This window comes from Paenibacillus lacisoli (genome assembly GCF_030580655.1).
Classification (GTDB): Bacteria; Bacillota; Bacilli; order Paenibacillales; family Paenibacillaceae; genus Paenibacillus; species Paenibacillus lacisoli.
In genome coordinates this window covers 36,761-49,409 of record NZ_JAUQTB010000005.1, presented here as the reverse complement: position 1 = coordinate 49,409, position 12,649 = coordinate 36,761, and the positions used below count along the sequence as shown (strand labels likewise).

At 50.9% G+C, this 12,649-nt stretch carries 9 protein-coding genes; all 9 read left to right on the top strand.

Translation table 11 applies throughout. The features are described 5' to 3' along the window. Positions 1 to 144: 144 nt before the first annotated feature. The 9 genes from Q5741_RS10870 to hemA all read left to right on the top strand — a co-directional run bounded on the left by Q5741_RS10870 (position 145) and on the right by hemA (position 12,614). Positions 145 to 978, top strand: coding sequence for a hypothetical protein (locus Q5741_RS10870; protein ID WP_305024115.1), 834 nt, complete (start codon positions 145 to 147; stop codon positions 976 to 978). 142 nt (positions 979 to 1,120) lie between these two features. Continuing rightward, the gene (gene tig / locus Q5741_RS10865; protein WP_305024114.1) at positions 1,121 to 2,440 is read left to right on the top strand and encodes a trigger factor; all 1,320 of its coding nucleotides are present in this window, start codon (positions 1,121 to 1,123) and stop codon (positions 2,438 to 2,440) included. A gap of 380 nt (positions 2,441 to 2,820) precedes the next feature. Then, positions 2,821 to 3,411, top strand: a complete 591-nt coding sequence (gene clpP / locus Q5741_RS10860) for an ATP-dependent Clp endopeptidase proteolytic subunit ClpP (RefSeq protein WP_305024113.1) — start codon at positions 2,821 to 2,823, stop codon at positions 3,409 to 3,411. 14 nt (positions 3,412 to 3,425) lie between these two features. Next, complete coding sequence (clpX, locus tag Q5741_RS10855) at positions 3,426 to 4,688, top strand: ATP-dependent protease ATP-binding subunit ClpX (protein WP_305024112.1); 1,263 nt, start codon at positions 3,426 to 3,428, stop codon at positions 4,686 to 4,688. 112 nt (positions 4,689 to 4,800) lie between these two features. After that, entirely contained in the window at positions 4,801 to 5,922 is a 1,122-nt protein-coding gene (ispG, locus tag Q5741_RS10850) for a flavodoxin-dependent (E)-4-hydroxy-3-methylbut-2-enyl-diphosphate synthase (RefSeq protein ID WP_305024111.1), read from the top strand. Between the two features lie 187 nt (positions 5,923 to 6,109). Beyond that, a complete protein-coding gene (lonB, locus tag Q5741_RS10845) occupies positions 6,110 to 7,840 on the top strand; it encodes an ATP-dependent protease LonB (RefSeq protein WP_305024110.1) in 1,731 nt (576 codons plus the stop codon). Between the two features lie 86 nt (positions 7,841 to 7,926). Further along, positions 7,927 to 10,263: an endopeptidase La gene (gene lon, locus Q5741_RS10840; RefSeq protein ID WP_305024109.1), complete on the top strand. Its 2,337-nt coding sequence runs from the start codon at positions 7,927 to 7,929 to the stop codon at positions 10,261 to 10,263. 18 nt (positions 10,264 to 10,281) lie between these two features. Beyond that, entirely contained in the window at positions 10,282 to 10,911 is a 630-nt protein-coding gene (gene yihA, locus Q5741_RS10835; protein WP_305024108.1) for a ribosome biogenesis GTP-binding protein YihA/YsxC, read from the top strand. A gap of 305 nt (positions 10,912 to 11,216) precedes the next feature. Then, positions 11,217 to 12,614, top strand: a complete 1,398-nt coding sequence (gene hemA / locus Q5741_RS10830; RefSeq protein WP_305024107.1) for a glutamyl-tRNA reductase — start codon at positions 11,217 to 11,219, stop codon at positions 12,612 to 12,614. Positions 12,615 to 12,649: the final 35 nt, after the last annotated feature.

Here is a 12,649-nt window from a genome sequence, read left to right as displayed (position 1 = left end):
TCATATAATCTACATCTATATTGTAGAGAGTATCGCATAGAGAAAGGAGGTACTGTTATCAACGTTTCAGACCAGACTTCCAGAGAGAACAACATTGTCCTGTTTCCGAAAACGCTGGATTTCTATCAGATTCAATTAACGGTTATGCTGGAGAATGAACGCTATGGCGAGGCGATGAACATGCTGCGCTTCCTGCTGCAGTGCCAGGGCCAGGAGAAACGCCACTATGAAGAGTGGGAAGCGCTGCTCCAATGGCTGGAGACGGCATTCCCTCAGTATATTGGTGTGAGCGGAACCGTTGAACGGGAGGAAGAGGAACTCAGCGAAGAAGAGCTGGCCCGGCGGGCAGCCCAGTCCCGCAAAAGCCAGGATGCCCAGTATGAAGAGAAGATGCTGCGCAGGGCTATGGAAGAGCCGCTGTCCGAGCAGACCATGCTTGCACTGGACCAGCTGTCCTATCTGGAGCATCCTGATATTGACCAGGCGTTAATGGAATGGCTTCAGAATCAGGATCTGCACCCGCTCCTGCAGTTCCGTATACTTCAGACTCTGCGCCGGCGCGGTACCCAGGGAACGGTGAGCTTCCGCCGTGCGGGTGAAGACGTGCAGGTGGAGATTGAGGACGTTCCGCTGCAGCCGGCTGATTTTCCGGAGCCGATTATTCATATTTTGGAACGGGTGGCGGATCAGACTGAAGTGCATGAACCGACTCTATTCTATTTTGCGCAGGAATTATGGTCGCAGTTTGTTATGGCAGTGTACGGTACCAGAGATTATGATTCCATGCTGACAGACGATGACCTGATGCTGGATATTTGGGCGGCGGCTCTGCATCAGACAGTATCAGAGAGCCTGGGTACCGGCAAGGATGAGGAGGAAACTCGCTCCCTGTATGGGATTACGGGGACGCTCCGCTTCCGATTTGAACAGGCGCATCGTTCGATGAAGCAATTTGTTTCGGCCGGACTCAAAACGTAATAGCAGGCGGAAACGTTTTCCTTAAAAGCCCGTAAGGTTTTATCCTTGAAAAAGGTAAGGGTATTGGTTTATACTAAAGTGGTTATTTTGTGCGTGTTGATAACGTGACCAATGGAATTATTTTTGGAGGGGAAAGCATAAGATGAAAGCAACGTGGGAAAAAATAGAGAAGAACCTTGGGGTTCTTGAAGTTGAAGTAGATGCAGAACGCGTAGCATCTGCACTGGACAAAGCTTTTAACAAAGTTGTAAAACAAGTTAGCGTACCTGGCTTCCGTAAAGGCAAAGTACCTCGGCCGATCTTTGAAAAACGCTATGGCGTAGAGAGTCTCTACCAAGATGCGATCGACATCCTTCTTCCAGAAGTGTACAGCGAAGCTGTTGACCAAACAGATATCTTCCCTGTAGATCGTCCTGACGTTGAGATCGACCAGTTCGCAAAAGGCGAAACTTTCAAATTCAAAGCAAAAGTTACGGTTAAACCAGAAGTAACTCTGGGCGACTACAAAGGTGTAGAAGTTCCGGCTGTGAAATTTGAAGTTACTGACGAAGAAGTAGCTGAAGAACTTGAGCGTCTGCAGCAGCGTCATGCCGAGCTGGTTGTTGTCGATGACGAGCCTGCTCAATCCGGCGACATCACAGTAATCGACTTCGACGGTTCCGTTGACGGCGTTCAATTCGAAGGTGGACAAGCTGAGCGTTATTCTCTGGAACTCGGTTCCAACAGCTTCATCCCAGGTTTCGAAGAGCAAGTAGTCGGTATGGCTACTGGAGACTTCAAGGATGTTGAAGTGACATTCCCTGAGACTTACCATGCAGAAGAGCTGGCTGGTAAAGCCGCTGTCTTCAAAGTGAAAGTTCACGAAATCAAACGCAAACAGCTTCCTGAACTGGACGACGAGTTTGCCAAAGATGTAAGTGAATTTGATACACTGGCTGAGTTCAAAGAAGATCTGAAGAAACAGCTTGAAGGCCGCAAAGAAAGCGAAGCTAAAGCTGCCCGTGAGAACGCAGTGGTAGAGAAAGTAGCAGAAGGTGCTACAATCGACATCCCTGAGTCCATGATTCAGAGTGAAGTTCAGAACATGATGCGTGATTTCGACAACCGTCTTCGCAACCAGGGCATGAACCTGGAAATGTTCCTGAGCTTCTCCGGTCAAACGACTGAAGACCTGCAAGAGCAGATGAAAACTGACGCTGAGAAACGCGTTCGCAACAATCTGGTTCTGGAGCAGATCGCTAAGACGGAGAACATCGAAGTCAGCGAAGATGAAATTAACGAAGAGCTGAACACGATGGGCGAAGCTTACAAGCGTTCCGCTGAAGAAATCCGCAGCATCCTGGCAGCTAACGGCTCCCTGGGCAGCCTTCGTGAAGAGCTTGCTCTTCGCAAGACCATTGACTTCCTCGTTGAAAACAGCAAAGAAGTTGAAGCTCCAGCTGCTGAAACTACAGAAGAATAATAGCCTGCTTCCCTTAGGGCAGTCAGGTTGAGTGATAAGGCACGTAGTTTTCGAACGCGTGCCTTATTTTTACCTAAGGCTATCCATTTTATGGATGAAAGTCCAACAAACTGGATAAGGCCTCAAGTCATGCGGGATACGATCCGAGAATCAGACATATAATGTTGAAAGCGCCGATCACCTGCAAAGGTGAATAGCCTCCCGGCATAACTTGTACATAAGTGTAACGGCCTCGATGGAATAGACGAACGAATTATGATTTTTTCGTGAAGTTGAAGGTATTCTGTATCGAAAAAATGACATGGGACCCTGAACGTGTTAAAATATTTCAGAAGTCCGATCGTAGAAGATCATTTACCAAAGAAAAGAGGTTGGTCGTAATGAGTCTGATACCTATGGTTGTCGAGCAAACGAATCGCGGAGAGCGTTCTTATGACATTTACTCCAGGTTGCTCAAGGATCGCATTATCTTTCTGAGTAGTGCGATAGACGATGATGTAGCCAATCTCGTCATTGCTCAGCTGCTGTTCCTGGCGGCCGAGGATCCGGAGAAAGATATTCATCTGTACATCAATTCGCCTGGTGGTTCTGTTACCGCCGGTATGGGTATATATGATACAATGCAGTTCATCAAACCGGATGTATCTACGATTTGTGTAGGTATGGCCGCAAGTATGGGGTCGCTGCTGTTGACAGCAGGCGCACCGGGCAAACGGTATGCCCTCAGCAACAGTGAAGTGATGATCCATCAGCCGCTCGGCGGCATTCAAGGTCAGGCTTCCGATATCCAGATCCATGCAGACTGGATTATCAAGACTCGTCAGAAGCTGAACCAGATTTATGTGGAACGGACAGGTCAACCCCTTGATAAAATCGAGCGTGATACGGATCGCGACTTCTTCATGGACGCAGAAGAGGCCAAAGCATACGGTATCATTGACCAAGTTCTTACCAGACCGATCAATCTGTAAAGGGGTGTGGTTACATGTTTAAATTTAATGATGAAAAGGGACAGCTCAAATGTTCTTTTTGCGGCAAATCCCAGGATCAGGTTCGCAAGCTTGTAGCAGGACCAGGGGTTTATATATGCGATGAATGTATTGAATTGTGTACTGAAATCGTAGAGGAAGAACTCGGCCACGAGGAAGAAGTGGATCTGAAGGATATTCCGAAACCAATGGAAATTCGTAACATCCTCGACCAATATGTTATCGGACAGGAACAGGCCAAGAAATCGCTGTCCGTAGCGGTGTATAACCACTACAAACGTATTAATACGCAGAGCAAAATCGATGATGTTGAACTTCAAAAGAGTAACATCCTGCTGCTTGGACCTACCGGTTCAGGTAAGACGCTGTTGGCTCAGACCATGGCGAAAATTCTCAATGTACCGTTTGCAATTGCAGATGCTACTTCCCTGACCGAAGCCGGTTATGTAGGTGAAGACGTCGAGAACATCCTGTTGAAGCTGATTCAGGCGGCAGATTATGACGTGGAGAAGGCGGAACGCGGTATCATCTATATTGATGAGATCGATAAAGTTGCCCGCAAATCCGAGAACCCTTCCATTACCCGTGACGTATCCGGGGAAGGTGTGCAGCAGGCTCTGCTGAAAATCCTGGAAGGCACTGTAGCTTCAGTTCCACCGCAAGGCGGACGCAAGCACCCTCATCAGGAATTCATCCAGATCGATACGACCAATATTCTGTTCATCTGCGGCGGTGCCTTTGACGGCCTGGAGCAAATGATCAAGCGCCGTATTGGTAAAAAAGTGATCGGATTTAATGCATCTGCCGAGCAGAAAGACCTCAAGCCAGGTGAATACCTGACAATGGTTCTGCCGGAAGACCTGCTGAAATTTGGTCTGATCCCGGAATTCGTAGGCCGTCTGCCGGTTATCTCCACATTGGAGCCGCTGGATGAGACGACACTGGTACGCATTTTGTCCGAACCTAAGAACGCACTGACGAAGCAGTATCAGAAGCTTCTGGAACTGGACAATGTGAAGCTGGAATTCGAACCTAAGGCACTGGAAGCTATTGCCCGTGAAGCGATCAAGCGCAATACGGGTGCACGCGGTCTTCGTGCGATCATTGAAGGCATCATGCTTGAAATCATGTATGAAGTTCCTTCCCGCGAAGATCTGACGACATGTGTGATTACAGAGCAGGTGGTTCAGGACCGTATGATTCCTGAGCTGCTCGCCGGTTCTGATAATAAGGATAAAAAACAAGAAGAGAGCGCCTAAGGCATTCCATTCCGCGATCTCGAAATCATGAATCGTCATCTCCACTTCCATCCAGTCCTGCTGTGCCAGGATGAGGGGGTGGAGCTTTGACGTTATGGGAGAGAAAAGAATAATGTTCTTACGACAAGATACAAGACCTGTAAAAGTCGGTAATTTGACAATAGGCGGAAGCAACGAAGTTATTATCCAGAGTATGTGTACGACCAAGACAGCTGACGTTGAGGCAACAGTGGCGGAAATTCTGCGTCTGGAAGAAGCGGGCTGTCAGGTTGTACGTGTTACGGTGAACAACGAAGAAGCTGCTGCTGCAATTAAGGAAATCAAAAAACGCATTCATATTCCGCTCGTGGCGGACATTCACTTCAACTATAAGCTGGCTCTGCTGGCGATTGAGAACGGGATCGACAAAGTCCGGATTAATCCGGGTAACATCGGCCGCCGCGAGAAGGTGGAAGCGGTCGTGAAGGCCTGCAAGGAGAAAGGAATTCCGATTCGGATCGGCGTAAATGCCGGTTCCTTGGAACAGCATTTGCTGGACAAATACGGCTACCCGACACCTGAGGCTATGGTAGAGAGCGCTTTGTATCACATTGGGATTCTAGAGGAACTGGATTTCCATGATATTATCGTATCGCTTAAGGCATCGGATGTGCCAATGGCGATTGCGGCTTACACCAAAGCGGCTGAAGTCATTCCTTACCCGCTGCATCTGGGTATCACCGAGGCGGGCACATTGTTTAACGGTACCGTCAAGAGTGCGGCAGGTATGGGTGCGCTGCTCTCCTTGGGAATTGGTAACACGATGCGTATTTCTTTGAGTGCGGACCCGGTGGAAGAGGTGAAGGTAGCTCGTGAGCTGCTGAAAGCCTTTGGCCTGATCACGAATGCGGCTACGCTCGTATCCTGTCCGACCTGCGGACGCCTGGATATTGATCTTTTCTCCATTGCCAATGAGGTGGAAGAGTATATCGCCAAATTGAAGGTGCCAATTAAGGTGTCTGTTCTGGGCTGTGCGGTGAATGGACCTGGTGAAGCGAAAGAAGCAGATATCGGGATTGCTGGTGCACGGGGTGAAGGGCTGCTGTTCCGTCATGGGCAAATGATCCGTAAAGTACCTGAGAGCGAGATGGTACAGGAGCTCAAGAAGGAAATCGATCAGATCGTAGCTCATTTTGAAGCAACCGGGGAGATTATTGGACGTAAAGAACGCCATACGCCCGAGACCATCTCCTGATCTTTATCCGTTAGGCATGCAGCATTAAAGACGGCTTCGGTATGTTCCGAGCCGTCTTTTTTCATTCGTATTCTGCAAAATTCCATAAGTTGCTTTCTAAGAGTTTAGCAACAAATGAAAAGGCTATACTACCTTAGTATAGCCGTCTTTTCATAGCGGCCATTTCAGAGAGCGGGAGATGTTACGAATGGAACTAACGGCGATTATCATGCTCGTTCAACTGTTTTTTGGCGTAGTGATCGGGCTGTACTTTTGGAATCTGCTTAAGAGTCAGAAAACGAACCGCAGTGCAGTGGACCGGGAATCCAGGAAAGAGCTGGACAAGCTGCGCAAGCTGCGCTCCATTTCCCTGACCAAGCCGCTTGCAGAACGGACACGTCCGGAGACGCTGCAGGATATTGTCGGGCAGAAGGATGGATTGCGGGCGCTGAAGGCTGCGCTGTGCAGTGCCAACCCCCAGCATGTCATTATTTATGGTCCTCCGGGAGTCGGCAAAACGGCCGCGGCACGGGTTGTCATGGAGGAAGCGAAAAAGAATCCTTCATCCCCATTCAAATCGGATGCCAAGTTTACCGAGCTGGACGCGACAACTGCACGCTTCGATGAGCGCGGCATTGCAGACCCGCTGATCGGCTCTGTACATGATCCGATATATCAGGGAGCCGGTGCGATGGGCGTTGCGGGGATTCCGCAGCCGAAGCCGGGTGCCGTCACAAAGGCACACGGAGGGATTTTGTTTATTGATGAAATCGGTGAATTACATCCTACTCAGATGAATAAGCTGTTAAAAGTACTTGAGGACCGCAAGGTATTCCTGGAAAGTGCGTACTACAATTCCGAGGATTCGCATACACCTGCTTATATCCATGATGTGTTTCAGAACGGGCTTCCAGCCGATTTCCGGCTTGTCGGAGCGACGACCCGGTCGCCGCATGAGCTGCCGCCGGCGCTTCGTTCGCGCTGTATGGAGATCTATTTCCGTTCTCTGCTCCCGGAAGAGATTGGGCGGATTGCTGCCGATGCCGTACAAAAGCTGGGATTCAAGGAATGTCCGGAAGCGGTGGAGGTCGTTAAGCGTTATGCTACCAATGGCCGTGAAGCCGTCAATATGATCCAGCTGGCTGCTGGCCTGGCCCTCACGGAGCAAAGGGAGACGCTTGAAGCCTCTGATGTGGAGTGGGTCGCAGGCAGCAGCCAGATTCAGCCCCGTCCTGACCGCAAGGTTCCTCTGCAGCCGCAGGTAGGTTTCGTGAACGGATTGGCCGTCTATGGTCCGAACATGGGGACATTACTGGAGATTGAAGTTACGGCGGTTCCTGCTGCCAAAGGACAAGGCACTTACAATATTACCGGTGTAGTGGATGAAGAGGAGATCGGCGGCGGTTCACGTACACTTCGGCGTAAGAGCATGGCCAAAGGGTCGATTGAGAATGTGCTGACGGTCCTTCGCTCCCAAGGACTGCGTCCGGCTGATTATGATCTTCATATCAATTTCCCGGGGGGGACTCCGATTGATGGTCCATCAGCAGGGATTGCGATGGCGACCGCCATTACATCAGCCATCCGCGGCATTCCGGTGGATCATGAGACAGCCATGACGGGAGAAGTCAGTATTCACGGAAGAGTCAAGCCGATTGGTGGTGTGCTCGCCAAGGTGGAGGCTGCGGTGCAGGCGGGAGCCAAAACGGTTCTGATTCCGGCGGATAACTGGCAGTCGATCTTCGGCAGTCTGGAGCAGGTGAAGGTCATTCCCGTTGAGACGGTCAGCGATGTGTTTCGTCAGGTGTTCGGGGAAGGAATGCAAATGGAGACAGAAGTGAACAGTAATACTGAAGCCTTCTCGCCGGCACCTGCTTCATTCCTGCAGGCCGACGCATCAGGCTCTGGCAGCACGGTAACCGATACAGGGTCTTGCTAACGCTTGACCCTCATTGGTTTTTTAATGCATCTTTTGATAGAATATGTAATGATTACAACCTGAGAGCCATTGGAGGTGCGAAAGCGATGGGACCGAACAAATCGAAAGGTCGTCGTTTTCCTTTACTGCCTTTGAGAGGACTTCTCGTCTACCCGAGTATGGTACTGCATCTCGATGTGGGCCGGGAGAAATCGGTCAAGGCTTTGGAAAAAGCGATGGTAGATGATAATTTGATTCTCCTGTGTTCTCAATCGGAAGTAAATATTGAAGAACCTACACAAGAGGATATATTCCGGATCGGTACGGTAGCCAAGGTTCGGCAGATGCTGAAGCTCCCGAACGGAACGATTCGAGTGCTCGTAGAAGGCCTGGAACGGGCTGAAATTATAAATTATACAGATCATGAAGAATTTTACGAGGTTATGGCAAAGGAACTGCCGGAGGATGAACATTCCCATCCCGAGACAGACGCCCTGATGCGGACCGTACTGTCCCAGTTCGAGAACTATATCAATCTGTCGAAAAAGGTAACACCGGAAACGCTTGCAGCCGTGTCAGATATCGAAGAGCCCGGCCGTCTGGCAGACGTGATCACAAGCCACCTGGCGCTGAAGATCAGGGATAAGCAGGAAATTCTGGAGACGATCGATGTGCGCAGCCGGCTGGAAAAGCTGCTCGATATTCTCAATAACGAGCGCGAGGTACTGGAGCTCGAACGTAAGATCAATCAGCGTGTTAAAAAGCAGATGGAGAAAACCCAGAAGGAATACTACCTGCGTGAGCAGATGAAAGCGATCCAGAAGGAGCTCGGCGAGAAGGAAGGCCGTGCCGGTGAAGTGGAAGAGCTTCGCAGCCAGATGGAGAAAGCGGAGCTGCCGGAGAAGGTTCGTGAACGGGTAGAGAAAGAGATCGACCGTCTGGAGAAAATGCCTGCCAGCTCTGCGGAAGGCGGCGTAATCCGCAACTATGTGGACTGGCTGCTGAGCCTGCCCTGGAGCGAGACCACGGCTGATGACCTCGATATCCAGAAGGCGGAACAGATTCTGGATGAAGATCATTATGGTCTCGAGAAGCCGAAGGAGCGCGTGCTGGAATATCTGGCCGTGCGGAAGCTCGTCAAGAAGATCAAAGGCCCGATTCTTTGCCTGGTAGGACCGCCGGGGGTGGGTAAGACCTCCTTGGCCCGCTCCATTGCGAAGTCGCTTGGCAGAGAGTTCGTTCGTATCTCGCTCGGCGGTGTACGCGACGAAGCCGAGATCCGCGGCCACCGCAGAACTTATGTGGGCGCGATGCCTGGCCGAATCATCCAGGGCATGAAGACAGCAGGGACGATGAACCCGGTGTTCCTGCTGGATGAGATCGATAAGATGGCGTCGGATTTCCGCGGCGACCCATCTTCTGCTCTGCTCGAAGTGCTCGATCCCGAGCAGAATAATACGTTCAGCGACCATTTCGTAGAGCTGCCCTTTGATCTGTCAAACGTCATGTTCGTGACGACGGCGAATGCCGCGCATAATATTCCGCGGCCGCTGATGGACCGGATGGAGACGCTTTACATCCCAGGCTATACCGAGCTGGAGAAGCTGCAGATCGCCAAGCAGTATCTGCTGCCGAAGCAGAAGCGGGAGCATGGACTTGCAGAGGATCAGCTGGTGCTTGGTGAAGATTCCCTGTTGAAGGTCATCCGGGAGTATACCCGGGAGTCCGGCGTGCGGAATCTCGAGCAGCAGATGGCTTCCCTGTGCCGAAAGGCGGCCAAGTCGATCGTCTCTGGTGAGCTGGAGGAGCTGACCATTACACCCGAAGCCATTAAGGACTACCTGGGCATTCCGAAGTTCAGATATGGTGTTGCGGAGCTGGAGGATCAGATTGGTACGGTAACCGGGCTGGCCTGGACCGAAGTGGGCGGCGAGACGCTGACGATTGAGGTTACGGTTGTACCTGGTTCCGGCAAGCTGATCCTTACCGGTAAGCTCGGTGATGTTATGAAGGAATCGGCACAAGCTGCCTTCAGCTATACCCGTTCCAAGGCCGGCGAACTGGGTATTCCTTCTGATTTTTACGAGAAGAACGATATCCATATTCATATCCCTGAAGGCGCTATTCCGAAGGATGGTCCGTCAGCTGGTATTACGATCGCTACGGCTCTTATCTCTGCTCTGACCAACCGCCATGTGTCAAAGGATATTGCCATGACTGGCGAGATTACGCTGCGGGGCCGGGTGCTGCCCATCGGCGGACTCAAAGAGAAATCGCTGGCTGCCCACCGGGCGGGATATAAAAAGATTCTTCTCCCGAAGGACAACGAGCGCGATCTGCGGGACATCCCGGACAGTATCAAGCAGGAAGTGGAATTTGTACCTGTAGCACATATGGATCAAGTATTGCAGCATGCCCTTGTACAGCAAGCAAGTGTGCATTAGAGAGGAATTAATCCGAACATGAAAGTAACAAAAGCCGATTTTATTATCAGTGCGGTCCGTCCAAACCAATTTCCGGAGGATGGGCTGCCTGAGATTGCCTTGTGCGGCCGTTCCAATGTAGGTAAGTCATCCCTGATCAACCGGATGATCAACCGCAAGAACCTGGCTCGTACAAGCTCTACACCGGGCAAAACCCAGCAGTTGAACTACTACCTTATCAATGACGACATTTATTTTGTCGATTTTCCGGGTTACGGTTATGCCAAGGTGTCCAAGACCCAGCGCGCCGCCTGGGGACAGATGATGGAGAATTATCTGCTGGAACGCGAACCGCTGAAGCTGGTCATGCAGATGATCGACATGCGGCATCCGCCGACCAAAGACGATATTATGATGTACGACTGGCTGAAGCACCACGGGCTTCCGGTCTGTGTGGTAACAACCAAAATGGACAAGATTCCCCGTTCACGCCGGGCCAAGCATGCGAAGGTGATCAAGGAAGATCTGGGACTGCGTCCTGGTGATCCGTTTATTCAGTTCTCTTCCGAGGAAGGGATCGGCCGTGAAGAGCTGTGGGCAGTCATTGCCGGTTACGCGGGCTTAAATACAGGCAGTGAGCCAGCCGAAGGAACGACAAGCGAAGAATAAGGACAAAGAGACGGCACCTGTGCAGGTGCCGTTTTTTATTTGGAATAGGAGCACCAACCGAAACACGGATTTCATATGCTGGGAATAAAGTGCGGATCAAATGAAAAAGCTAAATATGTATTGTGGGATAAGAGGTGCAGCCAAACCATTGACAAAAAAATGCAGAATGAGGATTTCATAAACATTTCATAAAAACGGCCGGGACGGCCGGATAGATGTGATATACTTAACAAAGGTTAGAGGACAAAGCTTATTACCAAATGAAATCCATACGTATTGAAATAGATTAGGCAGGTGAACTTGCAATGCACATCGTCGTAGTTGGGTTGAACTATCGCACGGCGCCTGTGGAAGTCAGGGAACGTTTTACATTCGCGGAAAAGGATTTGCCGGAAGCGCTGGAACAGCTTCAGCAGACCAAGGGTGTATTGGAAGGCGTTATTGTAGCGACATGCAACCGTACAGAATTATATGTAGTTGTGGACCGCTTGCATATGTGCGGTTATTTTATCCGGAGTTTTATGGAACAGTGGTTTCAGGTGCCGCGTGAACAGTTTACACAGCACCTTTACATTTATGAAGACGAACAGGCTATTAATCACCTGATGCGTGTAACGTGCGGGCTCGATTCGATGGTCATCGGCGAGACGCAAATTCTGGGACAGGTTAAACATGCTTTCCTGACAGCCCAAGCCAAGCGCAGCACAGGAACCTGGTTTAATATGCTTTTTAAGCAGGCAGTAACGCTGGGCAAGCGTGCTCATTCTGAAACAACGATCGGCGAAAGTGCAGTATCAGTCAGCTATGCGGCGGTTGAACTGGGCAAGCGGATTTTTGGCATGTTTACAGATAAAAAGGTTCTGATTCTCGGGGCTGGCAAAATGTCCGAGCTGACGGTGAAGCATCTCTATGCCGGCGGTGCGGCGGAAGTTGTCGTTGCCAACCGTACGCTGGCCCGCGCCCAGGAGCTTGCATCCAAGTTTCATGGGACGCCTTGCACGATTGAAGAAGGTATGGCCCGTCTGTCCGATGTGGATATCGTCATCAGCTCGACCGGCGCCGAAGGGTATGTTTTGGATGCAGACACCGTGCGCGAGGGCATGAAGCGCCGTCAGGCCCGGCCGCTGTTCATGATTGATATCGCGGTGCCGCGTGACATTGATCCGGCCATTGGTCAGCTGTCGAACGTATTCCTGTATGATATTGACGACCTGGAAGGCATCGTGGAGAGCAATCTCGAAATGCGCCGTACCGAGGCAGCCAAGATCGAGGTTATGATCGAGAACGAGACGGAAGCTTTCTATCAATGGCTGAAGACATTGGGGGTGCGACCGGTCATTCGCGCTCTGCAGGAGAAGGGAGCCGCGATTCACCAGGAGACCCTGGAGAGTCTGTTCAACAAACTTCCGGAGCTGGATGAGCATCAGCGCAAGGTGATCAGCCGTCTGACGAAGAGTATCGTGAACCAAATGTCTTCCGACCCGATTAACCGCATCAAGGAAATGGCGGTTGAGAAGCAGGGGGCTGAGGCATTAGAGATGTTCACTCATATCTTTGCCCTGGAGGACCGGCTGGAAGATGCAGCCGAGAAAGTGGAGCAAAGCCATGCTTCAGCGACTCATAAACAGGTTGACCGCACACAGAAGGGGTCGGGCAATACCCGCGGTGCCTTACCGGCCGCATTTGCGCCGGCCAATCTGTAAGGCGGTGATCTCTTGCCGGCGAACAGTTTTATATA